This is a genomic window from Ciceribacter sp. T2.26MG-112.2, assembly GCF_900492205.1.
Lineage (GTDB): Bacteria > Pseudomonadota > Alphaproteobacteria > Rhizobiales > Rhizobiaceae > Allorhizobium > Allorhizobium naphthalenivorans_A.
Genome location: NZ_UEYQ01000034.1, coordinates 1 through 21204, shown reverse-complemented (window position 1 = coordinate 21204; position 21204 = coordinate 1). Strand labels below are relative to the sequence as shown.

General features: G+C 62.7%; 19 protein-coding genes and 2 pseudogenes. 5 read left to right on the top strand and 16 right to left on the bottom strand.

What is annotated here, in order from left to right:
* Window positions 1-78: 78 nt before the first annotated feature.
* The 3 genes from DYZ14_RS22500 to DYZ14_RS22495 all read right to left on the bottom strand — a co-directional run bounded on the left by DYZ14_RS22500 (window position 79) and on the right by DYZ14_RS22495 (window position 1692).
* Complete coding sequence (locus DYZ14_RS22500) at window positions 79-570, bottom strand: hypothetical protein (protein WP_148658721.1); 492 nt, start codon at window positions 568-570, stop codon at window positions 79-81.
* Between the two features lie 331 nt (window positions 571-901).
* A complete protein-coding gene (locus tag DYZ14_RS24200) occupies window positions 902-1066 on the bottom strand; it encodes a hypothetical protein (protein ID WP_195950078.1) in 165 nt (54 codons plus the stop codon).
* A 317-nt stretch (window positions 1067-1383) separates the two neighbouring features.
* Window positions 1384-1692, bottom strand: coding sequence for a DUF736 domain-containing protein (locus DYZ14_RS22495; protein WP_011427435.1), 309 nt, complete (start codon window positions 1690-1692; stop codon window positions 1384-1386).
* Between the two features lie 257 nt (window positions 1693-1949).
* On the opposite strand from DYZ14_RS22495, the gene DYZ14_RS22490 reads away from it, so the two are divergent.
* Window positions 1950-2321 carry a hypothetical protein gene (locus DYZ14_RS22490; RefSeq protein WP_154722739.1) on the top strand — a complete coding sequence of 124 codons (372 nt, stop codon included), beginning with the start codon at window positions 1950-1952 and terminating at the stop codon, window positions 2319-2321.
* A gap of 3 nt (window positions 2322-2324) precedes the next feature.
* Here DYZ14_RS22490 and DYZ14_RS22485 read toward each other — a convergent pair.
* From DYZ14_RS22485 to DYZ14_RS24195, 12 genes and pseudogenes are all read right to left on the bottom strand, one after another.
* A pseudogene (locus DYZ14_RS22485) lies at window positions 2325-3250 on the bottom strand (ArdC family protein).
* Window positions 3251-3544: 294 nt separating this feature from the next.
* Window positions 3545-4132 carry a hypothetical protein gene (locus tag DYZ14_RS22480; RefSeq protein ID WP_037094514.1) on the bottom strand — a complete coding sequence of 196 codons (588 nt, stop codon included), beginning with the start codon at window positions 4130-4132 and terminating at the stop codon, window positions 3545-3547.
* Between the two features lie 480 nt (window positions 4133-4612).
* Window positions 4613-5062 (bottom strand): SANT/Myb-like DNA-binding domain-containing protein, encoded by a 450-nt coding sequence (locus DYZ14_RS22475; protein WP_148658716.1) that lies wholly within the window; start codon window positions 5060-5062, stop codon window positions 4613-4615.
* A complete protein-coding gene (locus DYZ14_RS22470) occupies window positions 5059-5424 on the bottom strand; it encodes a hypothetical protein (protein ID WP_232365644.1) in 366 nt (121 codons plus the stop codon). Before DYZ14_RS22470 ends, DYZ14_RS22475 begins: the two co-directional genes overlap by 4 nt.
* Window positions 5424-6311, bottom strand: coding sequence for a DUF7007 domain-containing protein (locus DYZ14_RS22465; protein ID WP_148658715.1), 888 nt, complete (start codon window positions 6309-6311; stop codon window positions 5424-5426). Before DYZ14_RS22465 ends, DYZ14_RS22470 begins: the two co-directional genes overlap by 1 nt.
* On the bottom strand, window positions 6308-6784 hold the full coding sequence (locus DYZ14_RS22460) for a hypothetical protein (RefSeq protein WP_148658714.1): 477 nt from the start codon (window positions 6782-6784) through the stop codon (window positions 6308-6310). Before DYZ14_RS22460 ends, DYZ14_RS22465 begins: the two co-directional genes overlap by 4 nt.
* Before the next feature lie 93 nt (window positions 6785-6877).
* Window positions 6878-8623, bottom strand: a complete 1746-nt coding sequence (locus tag DYZ14_RS22455) for a ParB N-terminal domain-containing protein (RefSeq protein WP_148658713.1) — start codon at window positions 8621-8623, stop codon at window positions 6878-6880.
* Between the two features lie 532 nt (window positions 8624-9155).
* On the bottom strand, window positions 9156-14258 hold the full coding sequence (locus DYZ14_RS22450; RefSeq protein ID WP_154722738.1) for a DEAD/DEAH box helicase family protein: 5103 nt from the start codon (window positions 14256-14258) through the stop codon (window positions 9156-9158).
* Between the two features lie 114 nt (window positions 14259-14372).
* Window positions 14373-14774 carry a DUF3085 domain-containing protein gene (locus DYZ14_RS22445; protein ID WP_148658711.1) on the bottom strand — a complete coding sequence of 134 codons (402 nt, stop codon included), beginning with the start codon at window positions 14772-14774 and terminating at the stop codon, window positions 14373-14375.
* 11 nt (window positions 14775-14785) lie between these two features.
* Window positions 14786-15391, bottom strand: a complete 606-nt coding sequence (locus DYZ14_RS22440; RefSeq protein WP_148658710.1) for a DUF1419 domain-containing protein — start codon at window positions 15389-15391, stop codon at window positions 14786-14788.
* Between the two features lie 64 nt (window positions 15392-15455).
* Complete coding sequence (locus tag DYZ14_RS22435) at window positions 15456-16487, bottom strand: DUF3991 and toprim domain-containing protein (protein ID WP_148658709.1); 1032 nt, start codon at window positions 16485-16487, stop codon at window positions 15456-15458.
* Window positions 16488-16693: 206 nt separating this feature from the next.
* Window positions 16694-16870 (bottom strand): hypothetical protein, encoded by a 177-nt coding sequence (locus DYZ14_RS24195; RefSeq protein ID WP_195950077.1) that lies wholly within the window; start codon window positions 16868-16870, stop codon window positions 16694-16696.
* 203 nt (window positions 16871-17073) lie between these two features.
* Here DYZ14_RS24195 and DYZ14_RS22430 point away from each other — a divergent pair, with 203 nt between their 5' ends.
* On the top strand, window positions 17074-18117 hold the full coding sequence (locus tag DYZ14_RS22430) for an IS110 family transposase (RefSeq protein WP_154722737.1): 1044 nt from the start codon (window positions 17074-17076) through the stop codon (window positions 18115-18117).
* 757 nt (window positions 18118-18874) lie between these two features.
* On the opposite strand, the pseudogene DYZ14_RS22425 reads toward DYZ14_RS22430, so the two are convergent.
* Window positions 18875-19075, bottom strand: a pseudogene (locus tag DYZ14_RS22425) (IS30 family transposase); the annotation flags it as partial.
* A gap of 21 nt (window positions 19076-19096) precedes the next feature.
* On the opposite strand from DYZ14_RS22425, the gene DYZ14_RS22420 reads away from it, so the two are divergent.
* The 3 genes from DYZ14_RS22420 (at window position 19097) to DYZ14_RS22410 (ending at window position 21188) form a co-directional block, all read left to right on the top strand.
* Window positions 19097-19723 carry a TetR/AcrR family transcriptional regulator gene (locus DYZ14_RS22420; protein ID WP_148658706.1) on the top strand — a complete coding sequence of 209 codons (627 nt, stop codon included), beginning with the start codon at window positions 19097-19099 and terminating at the stop codon, window positions 19721-19723.
* A 32-nt stretch (window positions 19724-19755) separates the two neighbouring features.
* Window positions 19756-20151, top strand: coding sequence for a YybH family protein (locus DYZ14_RS22415; protein ID WP_148658705.1), 396 nt, complete (start codon window positions 19756-19758; stop codon window positions 20149-20151).
* A 94-nt stretch (window positions 20152-20245) separates the two neighbouring features.
* Window positions 20246-21188 (top strand): IS630 family transposase gene (locus DYZ14_RS22410; RefSeq protein WP_232365643.1). Its coding sequence is split into 2 segments (ribosomal slippage): window positions 20246-20583 and window positions 20582-21188, totalling 945 coding nucleotides; the frame shifts between segments, so codons are not numbered across the junction.
* The last annotated feature ends 16 nt before the right edge of the window (window positions 21189-21204 follow it).

Sequence of the window (21204 nt, the reverse complement as noted above, 5' to 3'; positions counted from 1 at the left end):
AGGTCGAAAGGAGCGCGCGGAAGGTCGCTGCGATCACGACGGGTTTCTCGGCATCTCACGCAAGGCTGCACTGCAGGATCATGATCCTCCGCACCGGGTGAAAATGATACGCGACGCGTTTACCGCGATCCCGGTTTCCGACGTGAGATCCTTGATGATCGGCGCAATTGAGCCGAGTTCGTCGTCGGTGAGCGGCACCAACTCAGGATAGTCGATATCGACGCCGGTATAGTCCGCCGTCAAAGCAATCGCCCAATCGCCGCCGTTGATACGGTATTCGTGCGTGTCGAAATCGATTTCGAGATCGTCCAGCAAGCTGATGGTAAAGCGCCCGAATATCTCGGTCTCCCCTTCCAGCTGATATGCGGCGAACTCGTCGTCTCCGGCGAGAACGTTCCGCTCCAACGCCATGATGACCCGCACGCGGCCAATTGCTGCCTCCAGCCCTTCAACCAGGCGGTCATAAAGGTCTCGCGAGAATTCGCTGTCGCAGCCGAACCGGTTTGCGAGGACGACGAGCCGGAAGCCGGCAAGCTTGGTGTAGAGCATGAGGTTCTGATCGGTCGTCATAATGGGATCTCCTTCGTTGATGACGGAGATCGGCCACTCTGTTGCAAAGAGGGGTCAAGGAACGCGTAGCGGCTCGCAAGCGGGGGAGCCGATTATTCCAGAGCGCAGTGCGACGTAGCGGCGGAAAAATTGGGGGAGACCGCGCCGTCCTTGACCCCGGATTTGCTGGAGTAAAATAGGACGTCAGAGAGAGAAGAGACCCGCGGACCCGCAGGGGACGCGACCGTATCCGGCGGGAGCCGGAGGGGAGCGTTGAGGGGTGAATTCCCTGTCAGCCGGGAGGCCGGTCGATCCGGCGGACCGGCTCACCTTGCAGCAGAAAAGAACCGCCTCAGAAGGGCGGCTCGGCTTCGACGGCGCCCTCCTGTTCGGCAAGCATGACGGCCAGATCAGCCTCGGCCAGTTGTAGCTCCGTCTCGATCTGACGCCGCTCGGCCGCTTCCCATGCGTTCCTCAGCTCGGCGCGCAGTTCCTCGATGTGCTGTTCGATCGTCATCGTCTCATCTCCTTGAGTTCGTGAAAGACGACGACGCGGGACGGGACGGGATGGCGGGGTCAGGGATCGCGAACGCGACCGCCGGCGGCGGGTGGGGGAGCCGATTTTGTTGGAGCGCAGGGAACCGGAGCGGAGGCAAAATTGGGGGTTGACCACCCGTCCTTGAGGCCGCCATGCCGGCACGGCACACTCAAGCGATCTGAGCAGACATTTCCGGTCCCGTATGGCACCAGGAAAACCGGAAGCGGGCTCGATGCCCGCTCCCGGTTTCTCAATTCGGCCGATTGGCCCCGCCTCGCGGCGGGGCCTCGCCCGGGTTAGTCCCGGTTGGGGCGGGACCAGATCAGCTGGTAGCCGTCCTCGCCTTCGACTTCGGTGAGGGTTGCGTAGATCGGAGCGGGGAAGCTCGGGTCGTCCAGCTTGACCGAGAGGTAGTCGCGGTCCTGCTCGGAGCGCTTCTGCCAGGCCGCACCGAGCTCGACGTTGCCGGCGTAGATGCGGTAGTGCGGGCCCTTGTCGGAGGGGTTTTCGATGCGGGCGATGCGGGCCTTGACGTTGAGGGCGAGCGTGCGGATCGAGCCGTTGAAGCCGGTTTCGGTGGAGGTGAAGGTGCCGATGGTTGCCATTGTCATGTTCCTTTCGTTGGTTTCGGGCCGCGCCCTTCGCGGCCTCGATGGCTGTCGCAAGGATCGGGGACGATCGGACCGCACCAGAAGGGCCGGAATGAAATGGAGGGCGGCCGGGAGAAACTTTGTTGCCGCGCGAGGAATGGCGGCGTAGCCGGCAGGGGAAGAAAGTTTCGATGGCCGTTGCGGGAAGACGATCGAGGCGAAGCCGCTCTCCGATCAGACATGCCTCATCGAGCCCGCGGAGGACGTGGCCTATGCCGATGATCAAGAGGAACGCGGTGATGGCAACATGCCACGCCTCGCCCATGCGGAACATTGCTGTGGTCGAACCGCTGCTTTATCCCAATGTCCAGGCCGCGAATTTGGTGACGACGGACCGGCCGGCTTGGGTGTTGCCTCCAACAATCAACCCGGTATCGTGTGCGCGCGATTCGTCGCCTGGAGGATATATGCGTCAACAGACAAAGCCGTTTACCGTCGAAATCAAGCAATCCCGAAAGCTCAAATCGACCGACCGCAGAACCTCGATCTGGGGCAAGCTGGACCTGACACCAGAACAGGGAACGCCGACGGATAGAGAGCCGACAGAGGTCTCGGCCGTTGGCGGCGACAACGACCGACTCTGATTTCTAGGCCGCGACTTTCTCATCGGCTGCATCAGGCTGCAGATCGTGCAGGAAGTTGACTGCCCGCTGCGCATGAGCGGCCGCCTGAAAGATCGCTCGCTTGTCTTCAGAGAGCACAGTCAACCACGAGGCCAGGTAGGCCGCGTGATCGGGCCGTGGTTCGAGCTCCGGCACGATGCCGAGGTCGGCGCATAGGAAGCAGCTGCCGAGCTCGGCAATCAATTCCTCACGGGCGCGCTCCGTTTTGTCCTTGGCATAACGGCTGAGGTCACGGCCGACACGATCCGGATGCGCAGTCCAGTGGCAACTTTCATGGCAGACCGTGGCAACGTATGACTCCGCGTCCCGAAAGCTCTCGAATGGCGGCATCTGGATGTGATCGGTAACCGGCGAATAATATGCCTGTGTGCCGCCGTGGCGGATAACTGCACCCGTGTTGCGGAAGAAGCGGTCGGCCTTTTCTATCCGTTGGACAGGATCGGCAACAGGTGCCGGGCGATGATGGTAATGATCGGGCAGACCATCGATTTGTTCAACATTGAAGACCGTGTACGCCTTCAAGAAGGGGATTTCGCGATCGACCTCACCGCCGCTGCCATCGGCTTCGGTCTTGGTAAAGCGGCTGGCGAAGACGACGGTCGACCCGGTCTCGCCTTGCGGACAGCCGCGCCGAGTTCGAGCGATTGCTTGAACGTCATCCACATCGGCGACGAGAACCCGCGCGCCATGCCTTCCGACCATAGCAGCAGCACATTCATGCCGGAGTAGGGCTGTCCGTTGTGCCGGAGCGGGCGGGTGATCCGACCCTGAAGGTTGCCGTCGTGCCACGGCTTCATCCACGGTTTGACGCCACGGGCCAGGTCCTCGACGATCCGGTCGGTGATCCGGCTATAGATGTCCACACGTTGTGTTTCCGGTTTTCTGCTCATTTTTCCATACCTCCATTTTTAAGACCGCGCCGATCGCGGCCTGTCACGGCGGTCCGAAGGCCGGGGTGAGGGGATGGCGCACGCGGAACGCGCCGAAACGTCAGTGGAGGAGGGCGAAGCCCTTGCGGCCGAAATCCCGACCCCGGCAAGACCCAAGCCGGACGGGTCCGTGATGGCGGGCAAGCCGATTGCCCTCCCCTTCCCCTGCCTTCGACATGCGAAAGGCTGGCTCAGGAGGGCCAGCTGTCGATCGGAGAAGAAGAAGAGGCGGGGCCGAAGCCCCGCCCGTTACGGTCAGTCGAAGGCAGCCATTTGTGCTGCCGCCGCCTTGCGGTCGAGCGATACGCCAGGGGTTTCGACCGGACGATCGAAGGGCTTCCAGACCTCGCCGACGATCTGCTCGTAGGCGGCGACGGCGCCTTCGGCGGCCATGCGGAGCGAGTGGGCCTGGACGCCCATATCGGCCGCGAATTCGCGCTTGCGCTGTGCCGCACTGTCGTAACCGACCGGACCGTCGAGATCCTCGTCGCGTGCGTCATTGGACGCCTTGGCGGTCGCGTCACGGGCCTCGCTGACGGCGCGGGAGTAGAACTGTCCCGCGCCATGGGCGGAGCCGACATACGCGCCGACGATGCGCTGGAGGTGGATCTGCATCGCCCGTTCGCCAAGGCCTTCGGAGAGGCTGTCGGCCGTCTCTATGATCAGGCGTTCATGCAGGTCGCGGATCCCGTTGCCGTCGATCACGGCCGTGCCGAAACTCTCGGCGATCGCCATCGCCTGCGCGGCATCCGGGCAGGTGAGCCGGACCATTTCGAGTGTGGCGCCCTTTCGAAGCTGCACGACACGGGCGGGCTGGCGGGACTGGGTTGCGGACTTGGCCATGGGCTCTTCCTTTCGAGCTATCCTCCGAAGCGGTTCCGGCCCTTGCCGGTCTGCCCTTCGGTGCGGTCAAAAGGAGCCGGCGGAAGACGGGCGTTTCAGGGTCCGGGCCTGCCAGGACGAGCGAAGCCGGGATGCGCGCAAGCAGGTCAAACTGACCTGGCGCGGTGCGCAGCCCTGCTTTGGCGAGGACGGCGCGGTCCGGCCGCCCCGCGGCGCGATAGCGGCCTTGAAACGAACGGCCGCCGGTTCAGACCGCAACAAACCGAAGGGGGGCGGCAAGGACTGGTCCGGCAGTGGAAGTCATAGAACAGGAAGCCCTCAGCGAGCCGCAGCACTCGGACCCCGCCCGAAGCAGGCAGCCGCTCGTGGAGTACCACTGCGCGGATCCAGCTCACACGCAACCGCCAGAGAGGCGGTCGCGGCATTGAGAAATTGCAGGGGCTGGACTGGACGCGGGAGCCATACGGACTGACCGGTGGATCAGATTTCCGACACGCCCGGCTGGCGCTCCGAACCCGCGCTTTCGTCAGGGGGTCGCTTCGGCAAGCGATAGGATTGGAGCCACGACGGACCGCGCGAATTGCGCAGGCGACGCAACGCACCCCCGTCGTCGTATGGTGCACCGCCCATCCAGACATGGTTGAGGACGCTCTTCCACCGTCGACCGTGCTTGGCGGCATAGGCCTGAAGCGCCTGCTCCTCCTCTTCGGTCAAGGGCGGAAGTCTCTCCCGCTTGGGCCGCGTTGTGGCGATCTTGCTTGCCACGACGGGCGTTGCCGCCTTTTCGGCAATAAGCCTGTTGAGCTCTGCCACACCGGCCTTCAGGCATTCAGCCCCCTCGAGATGATGGAACCGGATCCAGAACGCTGTCCGCTCTTGAGACGAGGAGCCGATACCGGCTCGCCGCTCGAGTTCACCAATCGTGCTCATGGACGTCCACCTTCTCTTGAAACGGCACTCGCACATCTTACCGGATGCACTGGAAGCCGACGGTGCGCCCGCATGGCTGCGATAGCGGCGTCCTGCCGGGCAAGCTTGCGCGTGAGCGCATCGACCTCCGGTTGACGCTCGGCGGTCAGCGCCGCCAGGTTCGCCCGGTAGCGTTCAAGGAAAGCGCCAGATGACGGCGCCTTGCCGTAACGGTAGCCGGCGTGATGCCGGCCGAGCAGCGGAATGAGCGTGGTCATCCGCCGCGTGATCTGGCGGTCGATCAGATCCAGCTGATGCTGCGTCTGGCGCCGCGCCGCTTCTATGCGGGTGAGCTGTGCGGTTTGTTTTGCGCAGCCGGACATCACGCTGCCCTCCCACGCCAGCCGGCGAAGCTGGAGGGACCGTCATAGGCAGCATACTTCGTTCCGTCGATGACGAAACCAAACCGGCCGACGGCGTAGTCGTCGCTCGGGATCAGAAAGCGGCGTTCTTCCGCCCGTCCGTCACGCTTACCGCCCATGGTCGCAATCACCTCGGTCAAGCCGGGATGATGATCGGAACGGAGTGCTGAGATAACGATCCAGTCTCCGGCATGCACCTGCGCGAATGCTTTGCGGTCCTTCTCGTGGGATTCACCAGGCAGGAGCGAACGACCATGGATCGCTTCCCAAGCGTCGGGCCAGGTATCGCGAACCGTCTTGTCAGCGCACTTCCGCTCATAGCGCGTAAACAAATCCGGAAAGGTCAGCGCCACGATCGCCCAGGCGGCGTCTTCTTCGTACCAGCCGCCATCCGCCCGCAGCATCGGGTGGTGGACCGCGACGTTGCGGGCGGCGGACAGCTTGAAGCCGCCATGTCCGGCCGTGGTGTGGGAGACAATCCCGTCCGCATAGATGGTGGCCCCCTGGGAAGCGCCCCACGGCGTGCTGCAATTCATGCGGACGGACTGGCGAGCGAGCGCCCGAAGCTCATGGCAATGTTCCGCCTGCTCAACCATACGCTCTCGAAAGGCGGCTTCATTCTCGACCGTGCCGTGGTGCGAATAGAAGTCATCGCGCTTGAGGTCGGAGAGGGGCCGCGTAATGCGCCAGGCGCTGGCGAGGAAACTCTGGCCGTCACGCGCCGGCACCATGGCGAAAACGAGATCGCCGACGCGCGCCACAGGCATGCCGTCGGTGCTTCGGCCGAACTCCACCCCTGAACTATCGGAGGAGGAGGGTTGGGCGGATTGGGAGACAGGCGTGATCATGCCGCGGCCCTCCCTTCGACATGATCGGCGGCAACTTCGTCAGCAGTCACCTCCTCGAGCACGGCATTGGGATAGCCATGCCGGGTCAGCCATTCCTCGGCTGCCTGCCGATTGGTCGCCAGATGGACGAGCTCTGCGTTTGCACCGGCGCGGTCGAAGACACGGACGGCTCCCAGCACGGGCCGCTCGATGACCTTGAACAATAGCTCGGTGTCGAGCGAGAACGTCCGGTGGATGCGGATGGCAATTACTCCGCCCGCGCCAAAGTCGCCCTCGTGAAGGGTAAAATCCGGCGACAGGCTGACATTGCCGGCGCCACGCTTTCCCTGCTTGCGGATCAGCCGACCCTTGCTGTTGCGGGTTTCCCAGGCTGCCAGCTTTTTCTTGTGGCGTTCCGGCGGGCGCGGCGTGCCGTCCGACCAGGCGACGATGGAGCCGATCGGGGCGAGATCATAGATCAAGAACGCAGACATGCGCTTCTCCTTCAGGTTTTGCGGATGGTGAAAACGAAAGCGCCGCCGGCGATGGCCGGCGGCGGATCGGTGGAGATGGATGAGGAAACGCGGCTATTCCGCCGCGATGCCGTAGGCGGTTTCGTCCGCGTCTGCGTTCTCGGATCCGTCTGCCGGCTCTTCGAACTGCTCGGCATCCGGATCAGAAACCGCAGCCTCCGAAGCATCCCCAGCTGCATTCGAGCTCACGGCAGGGTCGTCATCACGATCATCGTCGAGATGGTCGGCCTGCTTGATCAGGTCGGCGACGTCCTTCGCATCGGGCGAGAAGAGGGCGGCCGGATGCACGAACTGGACGTCCTTGAAGTGGTCGACGAGCGCCGCGCGTGTTTCGCGTACCCGGGCACGGGGAAGCACATTCGCCTCCTTTGCCGCCGCCTCGAGCGCCTGTCGTGACAGGCACACGAGAAAGTCTTCCGTGCCCATGTTCGGCAGGAAACCGTCGGCGCCGATCGCCTCGCCGGCGATGCGCGAGACCACGCCGCTGTTCGAGATATTACGCCTACACGACAGGACCTCGATCAGGATAGACCGGGCAGCGACGCGCACCGTTTCCATGTCGAACGATAGGCGACCATCTTCAGAGAAGAGCCGGGCGGCGTGGCGTTGCATGCGCTTCGTCCCGAACACATTGTCGTTGGCGCCGGAGTCGACACGAACATTTTGGCCGGAGAAGGCAAGCACGAGCAGGGTCATCAGCATGTCGTCCTCGATCGGCGCGCGGCCGAGCGCCTCGTGAAGCGCATCGGTGCGGAAATCGCCGATCATGTCCTGGCCCTTCTGCGTGACGTCGGGTCGCGCCTTCGAGGCCGAGATTGCCTCATCATCGGCAACATTCGAACCGTCCGCACCGGCCTGACCATTCGGCTTCCGGGCTTCCGGCATCCGGTAGTGGACCGACTGAACCTTGCCCTCGCGATCGAGATACATGGCGGTGCTGTCGCCCTTGCCGGGCTTGCCATAGACACGTTCGGCCTTCTTGGGCAGGTCCGGCTGGCCATAGTTGTTGACCTCGACGATCGCGCCCTTCTTCGGCAGATTGTTGGTCATCCACTCCTGCTGCGCACCGAGGAAGGCCTCGACATTGGTGGTGTAGCGGCTGTCCTCGTCGGCGGGGGCGAAGAGATCTTCGACCCACTCGATGCCATAGGCTTCCCGCAGATCTTCGCCGAAGCTCGCATCCTTGGCGTACATCCGCTTCTTCGAAAGCGCGTTGGCGACCGACCACCACGATGCCGTGTCGCCCTTCTTCGGCTTGTGCGCCTTCCACACTTCCTTCTGCTCATCGAGCGCGGCGGCTGCGATGGTGCGCAACTGCGGTTCCGACGGCATATCGCCCTTCGCCATATGATCCAGCATAGCCGGCAGGACGTTGGCGAGGAGCCGGAGCTTGCGGATTTGACGCACCGGCAGGGTCAGGGCGACCGCGATGGCTTCCTCGGTCCAGTCGAGCGCGACGAGACGTTCGATCCCCCTCCATTGATCGACGGGGTTCAACGGCTCGCGGGCGATGTTCTCGACCATGGACCGCATGGCGCCATTGTCGTTGGCTGCCTCGACCACCAGGACCTCGATCTCCTCGATGCCCGCAGCAACCGCTTGGCGTCGACGGCGATGCCCCGCCTCGATGATAAATCCATTGCCGCCGTCACGCTCTGGAAAGACAACGGGCGGCTGGATGATGCCGACGGCCCTGATCGTCGCCAGCAGCAGGGCGTCCGCCTGCGGCGTCGATTTGGACTGGCGCGTGTTGTCGGGGTTATCCTTCAGCGCACGCGGATCGACCTTCATGAGATACATGGGATGCTCCTTTTCCGGGGATTTTGGACCCGGCCTCTGCCGGTCCTTCCTGTCTTCATTCTTTCCTGAAGACACCTTCCGGACCGCGGAGCGGGCGGCCGGGGGCAACTGCGGTCGAGCATCGCTGCCGCGAAGGACGAGCGGGGCCGATAGCCCTGCGAAGGACGAGTGGCCGGGATGCGGAGACGGCGGTTGAGCGCAAGCGGCGACCGGCGGACCGATCTGCGACCGGGTTCCTTCCCTTCCTTTTTTCCTCTTTCTCGCCCCGCGAAAGGAAACCAGCGCGTCACCGCTGGATGCCATTGGGCAAAAAAAATGGGCCAGCGGAAACCGCGGCCCATGAAGTGTGAAGGTCAATAAACCTCCAGAGGGGAACAGCTGAAGCGGCGGAACTGGGAGGAGACCGCCAATGCATCAGCTGTATGCAGTATGAGCGTTTTTTGACCAGATGGAAGACATTTATTGTGCAATGCAGCTATGCGTATGCTGCGCTGCACCCACCCGTCATGTACTTCTCGTTCGACGGCAGCCGTTATGCCGCCTGCGCGCCCCCCGGCTCGCTGTCATTGCGTGTCTCGGCAGCGAGCGCCTCATCGACCTCCCGCAGTTGCCGGCGCTTCTCGGCCAGTTCCTCCGCAAAGGCGAACGCAGCGCCCTCGCGCGATTGATAGGAGGCGAGGCGCTTATGTGCGTCCTGCAGCCGATGGCGATAGCGTTCCCGCTCGCCGTCAAAATCATCAAGCGCGTGCTCGAGGCGGGATATGGCGCCAAGCGGCGTCACGGTCACGGCCAGATCGATCTCTTGGGTCCCACCGGTGCGCTGGAGGAGCGTTGTGTAGCGATAACCGTCACCCTTGCCGAAGCGTTCGCCCTCGAACACGAGATCGAAGCCGCCGAGGGCAGCGAGCGCGACTTCCCCCTCCTGCTGGAGCTGAACAAGCGTGAGGATTTCCTTCATCAGGGCGCGACCGGCGGCCTTCCGCTCGTCGAAAGGCTCGCCGACGACGCTCATGGCGAAGGCGTCGGCCGCAGTCGGAACGAGGCGCTCGATATCCTTGCCGATCTCCGCGATCCGCCGCTCCGAGAGTTCGATATCGCGTTCGCCGTCACGGATCTGCCGGCGAACAGCATATTGATCGTCGTCATGGGCGGCGCGTAGCCGTTCAAGACGGGCAATGTCCGCCTCGAGACCCGCCTTCCGCATCAACCGCTCGTCGCCGGAGGCAATGGCCTTGGCCATGGCAAACTGATTGGCCGCCCCCTCGCCGAGATCTTCCAGCCGCCTGATCGAGGTGTCGCCGGAGAGTGCTGCCGCGATGAAACGGGCCTTGCGTTCGTTGTTTTGCCACATCGAGGCATCGAGAGAGCCTTGCGTGGCATAGGCGAAGATATCGACTTCATCGTGCTGATTGCCCTGGCGCACAATCCGGCCCTCACGCTGTTCAATCTGTGACGGCAACCATGGGACATCGAGATGGTGCAACGCCTTGAGGCGAAGCTGCGCATTCACGCCCGTTCCCATCGTCTCCGATGAGCCGACCAGAAAGCGGACCTTGCCGGAGCGCACGTCGCCGAACAGCCGCTGCTTGGTCTCGGTCTTCTTGTGGTCCTGCATGAAGGCGATTTCCGAAGCGGGAACGCCCATCCGGATCAGCTCGTCCCTGATCCAGCGGTAAGCCGAAAAGCCGCGGCTCTTCTCGACATTGATGGTGCCGAGATCGGAAAAGATCATCTGCGCGGCACCGGGCAGATCGAACGCTTTGCGGTCCGGACGGAGATAGGTGCTTTGTGCGGTCTCCTGCCAGATGCGAAAGGCATTCTGGACGAGCAGGTTGAGCTTGTTGTCCGGTTCGTTGTCATTGTCAGCGTCGACCAGGCGGAGATCGATGGCCGCATGGCGCCCGTCGGTGATGACGGAGAGCAGGATGTCGTCGCCGGGCTGTGCCGGCCCCTCACGCATCTCGATGGCCTTGATGCGGGCGTCGAGGATGGTCTGATAGTTCTTGAAGGCCTGCGTCGGCTTGGCCGTCAGGATCTGCCGCCGGCCGGTTGAGAGATGGGGCACCTTCACATATTCGCGGAGATCGTCCGGCATCACCACGTCGGCGAAGGACCGGAACATCGCGATCAACTCCGGCACGTTCACGAAGCTCGCAAAGCGGCTAACCGGCTTGTATTTACCGGAAGGCTGGATTTCGAGTTCCGTCGTGGTGTCGCCGAAGGTCGAGGCCCAGGCGTCGAACTCATGCAGCCCGCGCTCGCGCAACGCGTCGGACCCGAGCAGGCGCTGCACCGAAAACATCTCGCCGAGCGTGTTGGTGATCGGCGTACCAGAGGCCAGCACCAGGGCGCGGCCCGGATTTTTGGTCTCGATGAAACGGGATTTGACAAAGAGATCCCAGGCGCGCTGCGAACCGTTCGGGTCGATGCCCTTCAGCGTCGACATGTTGGTCGCGAAGGACAGCTTGCGGAATTCCTGCGCCTCGTCGACGACGATCTGATCGACGCCGATTTCGGAAATCGTTAGAAGATCATCCTTGAGGGTGGAGAGCGCCTCTAGTCGCTCCTTCAGACCCTCTTTCAACCGTTCGAGCCGCTTACGGGACACACGGTCCTCGCTGTCGACTTCGGTCAGCAGTTCCTCGTAGAGCTCCAGCTCGTCCTGGATCATCTGGCTCTCGAATGCCGATGGCACAGCGATGAACCGGAATGCCGAGTGGGTGATGATGATCGCGTCCCAGGTTGCGGTAGCGGCACGGGAGAGGAAGCGCGCCCGTTTGTCCTTGGTGAAATTGGTTTCGTCGGCGACGAGGATGCGGGCGTTCGGATAGAGGGCGAGGAACTCGCGCGCGGCTTGCGCCAGGCAATGGCCCGGCACGACCAGCATCGCTTTGGCGATCAGACCGAGCCGCCGCTGCTCCATGATCGCCGCCGCCATGGTCATCGTCTTGCCGGCGCCGACGGCATGCGCAAGGTAGGTAGAGCCCGACGAGATGATGCGCCAGATGCCGCGTTTCTGATGCCCATAAAGAACAAAGGCGCCTGAGGCGCCGGGAAGTTTCAGATGGGAGCCGTCGAACTTTCGCGGCGCAATATTGTTGAAGCGGTCGTTGTAAACCCGCGCCAGCCGGTCGGTGCGATCCGGGTCGGTCCAGACCCAGTTCTGGAAGGCCGTCTTGATTTTCTGCAGCTTTTCGCGGGCGGCTTCCGTGTCCACGACGTTCAGCACCCGCCGCTCCCCGTCGGCATCTTTGAAGACGTCGAAGATCTGCGGCACGCGACTGTTCAGCGCATCGGCGAGCAGTTCGCCGGCATGCCGACGGTCGGTTCCCCATTCCGATGTGCCGGCGGCCGTCCAACCGAGCTGCCGGGCTTCCACCGTCCACGAGCCGAGTTCGGGCATGTGGTGGATCTTGATCTCGGCGCCCATCGTCTCGGCCACGAAGTCGACGATATCGGCTGCCGGGATCCAGGGTGCGCCAAGTCGAGCGGTGATGTCAGACGGGCGGAGATCGGCGGGTTGTACTGCCTGAAGCGCAGGGACGTTGCGCTCGTAGGCTGCATCGAGCGCGGCAGCAGCTTCCGCGACACCGAGCTTCGTGCGCACGGCGCCTGAGAGGTAGGCGTCCGACGTCTGCCAGGAGCCGTCGGCCGGATCGCGGAAGACCGTGTCACCAAGCGCGTCGAGAACAGCATCCGTGTCGCAATGCAGAAGCTCGGCGATATGATCGAGGTCGATACGCCCGCGTTCATTCAACACGACGGCCAAGGCATCGGCTGCGGAGGTGATGATCGGCGGGGAAGGGGGCGCGATAACCCGTTCCGAGAAGATGGGACCAGGCTTTGCCGTGTCGGTTTCGAGGTCATAGTCTTCGATGGAGGCGACCAGCCAGCAATCTGGATCGTCACGGAAGGGCTGAAGATTCGGCTGGCGATGAGTTTCGCGCACCTCGCCGGTTTCGGAATCCTCGGTTACCGAGACGGTCGTGTGGTTGATCGGCCCGAACTCGCGGACGAAACTCGACCAGGCGATCCGCAGCCGCACTTGGCAGTCGCGCCACGGCCGGTCCAGTTCCTGGGCTTTCAGGACCTCGCGCACGGCATCGCGGATCGGGATCAGTTTCGTGATGATCCGGACGTGCTTTTCCGAAATTCCCTCACCGCTGCGGGCCTTGCGTGTCTGCACCACAACCGGCGCGCCGTCGACGACCTGCATGAGGCCATGCCTGACATCGACGAAATAGCTGCCTTCGCGCACCTTGGCATTGTCGGGGCGGAGATCGACGATCTCACCAAGCTCGTCCTCCAGATCGATGTCGATGGCGGTCGGCTCGCCGTCGTAGAGGTCTTCCGGAAGAAGAGCGATCGCTGCCATCAGCGCCGCGTCGGGCGCCTCGCCGGCACGTGGCCGGCACGTATAGCTCTCCCCGAAGGGACCAGAGGTGAGGGCATGATTACCGAGCACGAACTCCGGATGCTGAGCGAACCATCGGTTCACGCGGATTGCCCCCTCGTCCTCCATCGCTGGCCGGACCTCCTCCAGGTCGAGCCAGGAAAGGTCACCTTGCGGTTCACCGGCCTTGCGCTTGCGGAAGAACAGGATGTCGGCCACGACATCAGTGCCGGCGTCGCGGCGGAAGCTGCCTTCGGGCAGCCGGATCGCGGCGACCAGGTCGGCGGACGTGACGATGTGCTCGCGTGCGGTGCTATCCACCTTGTCCAATGTGCCAGCGCTGGTGACGAAGGCGGCCAGACCGCCGGGTTTCAGGAGATCGATCGACCGGGCGAAGAAGTAATCGTGCAGCCGGAGACCGAGCGAACGATAGTGCCGGTCGGAGCGCACCGTCCGATCGGAAAAGGGTGGATTGCCGATGGCAAGATCGTAGATCGCGTTGAAATCTGTGCGTGCGAAGTCACCGTTGATGATGCGCGCCTTCGGCTGCAGCAGTTTGACGATGCGCGAAGTGACGGGATCGAGCTCGATACCGGTGACGTAGCTCACCTCGCGGTATTCTTTCGGCATAAGCGCCGGGAACAGGCCGGTGCCGATCCCCGGCTCCAGCACGCGGCCGCCGCGCCAGCCGAGGCGCTGCAAGCCCGCCCAGATAGCCCGAATTACAAATTCGGGCGTGAAATGGGCATACTGCGTGCAGCGGGCAAGCGACGCGTATTCGCCCTCGCTGACGGCCGATTCCAGCGATGTGCCAAGATCGTCCCAGCCCGCGCGAAAGTCGATCTCCCCCGGCCGCCGGAACATGCCGTTTGCCAGCTCGCCGGCGCCGAAGCCGGTGAAGCGGATCAGCCTCGCTTGCGCGGCTGGGGTCGCCGGCAGATCCAGCTTCTCAAATTCATGGGCGGTGAGGATCGCCGCAACGTTGATACGCGCCCGTTCCTTCCAGGTCGCGGCGAGCTCGCGATCGCCGTCGTCGAGATAGAAGTTGGTGCGCTGACCCTGCTTTCGCGGGACCGGCCGATTGGCCGCCGGCAGAGCCCGAGCAGGCGTAGGGGAGGACGGGGTCGGGTCGGGCTCATCGTCATTGGCGGCAAAACCGCCGAACGCGGTGATGCCAAGACCAAGTCCGGATGATAATGCACTGTTGCCTGATATATCGAGGGTGAAGGGGTCGTTGCTCATCGAAAGCTCCTTGTGAGCGCGCGTCATCGAGCCGCCGCAAGGGCAGTCGAGGAACGCGAAGGGGTGGAAGGCGCCGCCGCCTGCATGGGCGGCGCGGCTATCGTCGGCCGAGCGCTAGTCGCGCCCGATCAAAATCAGTTGCATGGTGTCGCCCGCGAAAACGATGCGGAGATGCGTGGCATTGGGGCTCGCCGCCATCATCGCCTCCAATTGGCCGGCGTCGAGGAAATCGACACCGTCGTCGCCACCGAACGTCCGCTGCTTGACCTCGAACCAGTCGTCGTTGGTGCCCGGATTGCATTCCTCGGCATGGACGACGAAGGGTTTCTGGCCGCCGGCAAGCTTGCCGTTCGATAGAAGATAGACCCCATGATCTCCGACCAGCCAAAGACCCGGCTGTTCGTCCTTGCCGGGCCTCAATCCATAATAGGGGTTGCGAAAGCCGCCATTGGCTTGTGCATCGGCGCGGCCGCGCGCGATCACCTCGCGCACGGATGCAAGCGGAAAGGTGAGCATGGTTCCACCTCTCAAGCCGCGATCGGCGAGGGGAGGTGACGCAGCTGCACCGGCAGCTTGGCGGCGATCTCGTCGTCGCTGAGATCGTCCAGCAGCTTCAGAAACCTGCCGCCTTTCCCGCCGTAGAGCATCACCGTGCGCTTACGGCGCGAGGCCTCTGGCCAGCGCTCGCCGGCATAGCCGCGATAGTCGTCCGCCGTGCTGCTCCAGATATGTTCGAGCCGTTCCTCGCGCGTCATGGATCGGACCGGGCGGCTCTCGCGGTCGATAATCGCAATGCGCATGGCCTCGACGGAGGCTTGATCGGAAAGGTCGCAATAGCCGTGGAAATAGCGGATCGCCTCGTCGATCCGTAGCGCAAAGAACACTGACGTGACCGAGCCGGTGAGGAACTCGCGCATCGCGAACATCGAACCGCGGATCCAGAGCGGCGGCAGGATTTCGAACATATAGTCGTGCTCGGCCTCGCCGATCTCGAACCACTCGCCGGCATATAGCGGCGTTGCGTCGTTGTCCCAACGGTTTGGGCGCTGGGCATGACGATCGAACATGCGGAACATCTGCGGTCGGTTTGCGACGCCCTGGAAGACTTTTCGGATTGCGGGAGAGGGGTTCATCTGCGGCTCCTTCGGAGGTTTCGGACCGAAGCGCGGCACGATCCTCTCGACCTTGCCTTCCTCTTCAGTCCTTCATGACCACTTCCGGGCCGCCGGCATCGCAGCTGCCAGGGTCAAGGGCCGGCTTAAGCCGGGCGAAGCCTCCCTTGACGTTGGCGGCGCGCATGCGGCACGCCTTCTCCTTCTTTCCTTCCCTCTTTTCCTCCTCCCTGATCTTCAGGACATCGTTCCAATCCTCCTCGGCCGGCCGAAGCCGCGTCCAGTCGCACCCTGAATCGTCGGCGAGCTCCCGAAGTCGCTCGGCAAACATGTCGCCCTGGGGATTGGCATCGGTCGCTGCAACCATCTGGACTCCAGGCCTTGCAGCCAACTCCCGCATCGCCGCCTCCGTGGTTGGCGACCATCCGCCGCCAGTGCTGAGATAAAGCGTGCCCTCCCGCAAACCTTCGATCGCCGCGAGGCTCATGGCGTCGATCGCGGCTTCTGTGACAGCCAGGCGCATTGCGCCATCGGAACCGAGACGGAAAAGAACTTTCGTTCCTCCGGAGGCAAAACCCCGATATTGCGGACCGCGCGCCTCCCAGCCGGTCAAAACCCCGGCATGGTCTCGGTGCGCCGCCCACATGCTGCCTTGCGGGCCTTCCCGCAGCAGGTCCGCTTTGATCGCCGTCTTGAGCAAGGAAGCCGGGAGGCTCCGCTCATTATTGAGGTATCGCCATGTCGCGGAACCGTGCCAGGGACGGCGGCGAGCCTGCCAACGATCGGGAAGAGAGAGGTCGCATCTTTCGCCAACCCTTGCGGGCTGCCACTCCGGCTCCGTGATCTGAAACCCGACGAGATCTGCGACCCGCTCGGCGCCTTCGAGAAATCCGACACGATCGAGATGTTCGACGAGCCGGAACACATCGCCTTTCGCTTCAGACAGAGGATCGAACCATCCGCGTCCTTCGTAAGTGACGATGATGATCTCACCGCCGCGCCGGAACTTGACCGCCCGCCGCGTGCTTTCTTTCGCATCTATTGCGAACCCGGCATGCTCAAGCACCGCCGCACAACTGACCTGCTCGCGAAGCGCTTCTATCTCTCTTCTCTTCATTTTACTTTCCGATCGCCCGGCGATCGGCCTCCTTAATCCTTGCCTGCCCGTCCGTTCACGGACGCCTTTCGGCAGGCCGCGAAGAGCAAAGACCGCAAGGGCGCGGGCATGCAATTGTCGGATCATGCAATCCAGAGCTTGGCCGCGGCGCAGCTTCCCTTGCGGCCTGCCGCTCGCAAGCGGCACGCCAAGGGGGCAAAGCCGGCTCAACGGGCCGGCCAGGGCATGTATTCATGCACGACCGCCAGGTCGTCGTCGGCGTCGATCTCGTCGGACGGAAGGACGCCGTATTCGCCGTCGACCTCGAAGAGGGTGACCGGGACCATCAGGTCACGCGAGAGCTGGAAGGCGTGGGACTGGGCGAGAGAGAGATCGTGCGACATGTGAGAGGCTCCTTCGGGAGCGGGCCAATTCCCGCTCGATGGCTCCTCAAAAGGCACGGAGTCCGGGCGCGATCACCGCAACGCGAAGCGGAGGCGGCCGCAGCTTGCTAGCGGACCCCTTGATGAGGTGGAACGGCCCGCTCCGACAGCATCAAAGTGCTAACGTGGTCGTTATCGCAAACGCCACAAGGAGGGACCGTTCCGTGAAAGATGTTACCACTATTGGACTGGACTTGGCGAAGCACGTTTTCCAAGCTTTTGGCGCGGACGTCGACGGGACGCCGCTGTTCAACCGAAAGCTACGCCGTGCTGAAGTGCTGCGCTTCTTCGAAAGACTGCCACCGTGCCTGGTGGGTATGGAGGCATGTTCGAGTGCGCACCACTGGGCGCGGGAGATCTCGGCCTTCGGGCACGACGTCAGATTGCTGCCGCCCCAATACGTCAAGCCGTTCGTCAAGCGCGGCAAGACCGACGCCGCTGATGCGGAGGCAATTGCTGAAGCGGTGACGCGAAAGACGATGCGGTTCGTGCCGGTCAAGACTGCAGAGCAGCAGGCAGCGGTGATGGTCCTCAGAACGCGGGCGCTGCTCGTGCGTCAGCGAACCCAAGCGATCAACGCGTTGCGCGCCCATATGGGAGAGTTGGGTATCATCGCTCCGACCGGAATCGCCAACGTGAAAGCACTGGCGCCTATCATCCGGGATGAAGAGGATACTCGACTGCCTCCGGCTGCGCGCTTTGCCCTGACCGAAATTATCAATCAGATCGAGATGCTCGCCACACAGATCGACAAACTCGAACGTGAGATCGTCATCCAAGCCAAGCAGGATGATGAGATGCGGCGCCTCGCGACCATCCCTGGCGTTGGCGCAATTATCGCCTTGGCCGTAAAGGCTTTCGTTCCTGATCCCGCCGGCTTCAAATCTGCTCGCCACTTTGCGGCCTGGATCGGGCTAACTCCGAAAGCGCATTCCAGCGGTGGCAAAGAACGGTTGGGGCGAATATCGAAGATGGGCAATCCGGTACTACGATCATTACTGACGACGGGGGCGGCATCGGTGCTACGTCATGTGCAGTATCGCGACCGAGTTTGGCCGTGGCTGAAGAACATGCTTACGCGGCGTCCGTTCAAGGTCGTAGCGGTGGCGCTGGCCAATAAGATCGCCCGGATGATCTGGGCATTGTTGACCAGAGGTGGAGTTTATCGAGACCCAATAGGAATTGAGGTAGGATCTGCCGCCGTATAAGCGCAGGACCGCCGAGACGAGCTGCCCGGCAACCGCCGGCAGGTAGGGTGCATAACAGACGATGAACCACGGGACGAAATCCCGAAGCAGGACAGGCCGAAACCCGTGACGCGCACAAAGCGCGCCCCCTTGATCCAGCCACCCGTTTCGCGGACTTCATCGAGGCCAGCGGTCATGACCGCACAAGTAGGCCGGACATATGACCGCACCGTTCCCATGTGGTGAAATCGACTGAAGAGCACCTTGCACCGCGGGCCGTTCCACATACGCGGGTTGATCGTGGAAGATCCGGATCCGGGTCAGGACGCCATCAAAAGAGAGCGGGATTGGCAGGCTTCCGTTTGAGTCTCAGCTGCCACACGGCTCATTTGCGCCAGTTCCTGGTCGTCACCAGGGCCCGCAACCATCGCTCCGTTGTCCCAGCGAAGTCACGGAGAACGCTTCCGCACCTTACGATCTCAACACAACGCGAGCGGCCAGATGGCCGTCTATTCAGATCAACCGGACCGCGAGAGGCCCGTCTTATCTAACGCCTCCCAAATCGACGTCACGTCGAGCGAGACAAGCGCGCGCTTCAGGCAATGCTCGATTTCGCCAACGCTTTTGCCCTCAAGCAAGGCAATCTCTGCTAGGGTCCTGCCTAGGGAAACCCATCGAAGGCAGGTCTTTTCAAAGGGCGAAAGCATCCTCGTCTTCATGACTAAATCGCCTCACCATGTATGCTGGTTCCAGATTGAATGCAACGCTGGCTAGAAATCTACACGCATTGCCGTTCAAGAGCCAATAGATGCTGGCTGAACATCTCCTTCGGTGTCCGAAACCCCAGGCATTTGCGCGGCGTGTCGTTGAGCCGGTCGCATAAGGAGCGGATCTCCTGATCTGCGATATCCAGCACGATGGCCTCCGGCGGCAGATAACGTCGGACGCGTTTGTTGGTATTCTCCACCGTTCCCTTTTGAGGAGATTCACGGAGCTAGCCATGACCGGATTGCGCGCCCGACAGAAGGCCGACAGGAACCGCCGCATTCTCGAGGCGGCCACCATCCTGTTCCGTGAACAGGGCTATGACAGCGCGCGCATCGAGGACATTGCCGAGATGGCGGAAGTCTCGGTCGGCACGCTCTACAACTACTATCAGAACAAGGGCGACATGCTCGTCGCCACCGTCTCGATGGAAGTGACCGAAGTGCTGGAGGCCGGCGAACTGATCGTCGCCAACCCGCCGCTCAACGTGAACGAGGCGCTTAGCGCGCTGATCAATCAGTATTACGATCACTCGCTCGTCTATCTCAGCAAGGAGATGTGGCGCACCGCGATGGCATTCTCGATCCAGCAGCCCGAAACGCCGCTGTCGAAACGCTATACCGAGCTCGACCAGCGCCTCTGCGCCCAGGTCGTCCAGCTCATCGACACGCTTCAGCGCCGCGGCGTGGTCATTGCCGGCGTCGATACCCGCGCGCTGGGCGAAGTCCTGTTCAACAACCTCAACATGATGTTCATCGAGTTCTGCAAGATCGACGGAATGCCGCTCGAGGAACTGAAAGCCCGCGTCGCCGAGCAGCACCGCCCGATCGCCGCGCTGATCAGCAGCGTCAAACCCGTCTGAGCAATCCCCCGAACCCTTCAGAAACGACAGACGTGACCGATACCACGACCGCCGTTCTCGCCGCTGCCGACGCCCTTGTCGCGGCCTTTGGCCGCCACGACACCAGCGCCTATTTCGACGCCTTCTCGCCGGCCGCGACCTTCATCTTCCACAATCTCGACAGGACGCTGGAAAACCGCACCGAATACGAGGCGGAATGGGCGCTGTGGGAGAATCGCGACGGTTTCCAGGTGCGCGGCTGCCGCTCGACGAACCGCAAGGTTCAGCTCTTCGGCGACCTGGCCGTCTTCACCCACGCGGTGGAAACCGACCTTACCGTCGGCGGCGAGGCCCTGACCAGCAACGAACGCGAGACGATCGTCTTTGCCCGCCAGCCCGACGGGCGCTGGCTGGCCGTACACGAGCATCTATCCGCGACCACGGCCTAGAGCACGTCCATTGAACGCGGAATCGCGTTGAGGATTTCCTTGGCTACCGAATTCTGATTCCTTCCCTCCGACTGGTGATTTGGTCGGAGGCAATATGACCCGAGCGTTCAGCGATGATCTGCGTAGCCGCGTACTGGCTGCGTCACGGAATGGCATGTCGGCGCGTTCAGCAGCAGCACGATTTGGGATTGGAATTTCGACAGCCATCGCCTGGATTGCGAGTGCGCGGCAGGGTCGGTTGACCCCGGCGAAACAGGGGCGACGCGGCGGCTCGCGCCTGGATGCTCACGAGGACTTCATCATCGGCATGATCGAAGAGGCGAAGGACATCACACTCAACGAGATGGTTCTGCGATTGCATGTGGAGAGAGCCGTATCGATCGGCCGCAGTGCGCTTGACGTCTGGCTGCGAAAACGCGGCTGGACTTTCAAAAAAGACCGCACATGCACTGGAGCAGGACCGTCCTGACCTGCTGAAGCGTCGCCAGGACTGGTTCGACGGCCAGCTCGATCTCGATCCAGCCCGCCTCGTCTTCATTGATGAAACCGGCCTGAGCACGAAGATGTCCCGGCTTCGCGGACGAGCCCCTTGCGGAGATCGATGCCGTTCACCGGTCCCTCACGGCCATTGGAAGACAACGACGTTTACCGGCGCGCTCAGGCTATCTGGCATGACCGCGCCCATGGTCCTCGACGGTGCGATGAACGGCGTCGCGTTCCAGGCCTATGTGCAACAGGTTCTCGTTCCAACCTTGGTGCCCGGCGATATCGTCATCATGGACAATCTGCCGGCACATAAAGCGGAGGGTGTGCGTCTCGCAATCGAAGGTGCAGGGTGCCGGCTGCTCTACCTTCCTCCATACAGTCCAGACTTCAACCCCATCGAGAAGGCCTTCGCTAAGCTCAAGGCCGTCTTGCGCGCCAAAGCCGAGCGAACGGTCGAGGGCTTATGGAATACCATCGGCCAGATCGTCACGCTGTTCGAACCACAAGAATGCGCCAACTACTTCAAATCGTGCGGATATGATCCCGAGTAAAACGGACGTGCTCTAG

Bases quoted from the DNA above. Each gene is read 5' to 3' on its own strand.
- DYZ14_RS22500 (WP_148658721.1), bottom strand. From the start codon at position 570: ATGACGACCGATCAGAACCTCATGCTCTACACCAAGCTTGCCGGCTTC.
- DYZ14_RS24200 (WP_195950078.1), bottom strand. From the start codon at position 1,066: ATGACGATCGAACAGCACATCGAGGAACTGCGCGCCGAGCTGAGGAAC.
- DYZ14_RS22495 (WP_011427435.1), bottom strand. From the start codon at position 1,692: ATGGCAACCATCGGCACCTTCACCTCCACCGAAACCGGCTTCAACGGC.
- DYZ14_RS22490 (WP_154722739.1), top strand. From the start codon at position 1,950: ATGCCGATGATCAAGAGGAACGCGGTGATGGCAACATGCCACGCCTCG.
- DYZ14_RS22480 (WP_037094514.1), bottom strand. From the start codon at position 4,132: ATGGCCAAGTCCGCAACCCAGTCCCGCCAGCCCGCCCGTGTCGTGCAG.
- DYZ14_RS22475 (WP_148658716.1), bottom strand. From the start codon at position 5,062: ATGAGCACGATTGGTGAACTCGAGCGGCGAGCCGGTATCGGCTCCTCG.
- DYZ14_RS22470 (WP_232365644.1), bottom strand. From the start codon at position 5,424: ATGTCCGGCTGCGCAAAACAAACCGCACAGCTCACCCGCATAGAAGCG.
- DYZ14_RS22465 (WP_148658715.1), bottom strand. From the start codon at position 6,311: ATGATCACGCCTGTCTCCCAATCCGCCCAACCCTCCTCCTCCGATAGT.
- DYZ14_RS22460 (WP_148658714.1), bottom strand. From the start codon at position 6,784: ATGTCTGCGTTCTTGATCTATGATCTCGCCCCGATCGGCTCCATCGTC.
- DYZ14_RS22455 (WP_148658713.1), bottom strand. From the start codon at position 8,623: ATGTATCTCATGAAGGTCGATCCGCGTGCGCTGAAGGATAACCCCGAC.
- DYZ14_RS22450 (WP_154722738.1), bottom strand. From the start codon at position 14,258: ATGAGCAACGACCCCTTCACCCTCGATATATCAGGCAACAGTGCATTA.
- DYZ14_RS22445 (WP_148658711.1), bottom strand. From the start codon at position 14,774: ATGCTCACCTTTCCGCTTGCATCCGTGCGCGAGGTGATCGCGCGCGGC.
- DYZ14_RS22440 (WP_148658710.1), bottom strand. From the start codon at position 15,391: ATGAACCCCTCTCCCGCAATCCGAAAAGTCTTCCAGGGCGTCGCAAAC.
- DYZ14_RS22435 (WP_148658709.1), bottom strand. From the start codon at position 16,487: ATGAAGAGAAGAGAGATAGAAGCGCTTCGCGAGCAGGTCAGTTGTGCG.
- DYZ14_RS24195 (WP_195950077.1), bottom strand. From the start codon at position 16,870: ATGTCGCACGATCTCTCTCTCGCCCAGTCCCACGCCTTCCAGCTCTCG.
- DYZ14_RS22420 (WP_148658706.1), top strand. From the start codon at position 19,097: ATGACCGGATTGCGCGCCCGACAGAAGGCCGACAGGAACCGCCGCATT.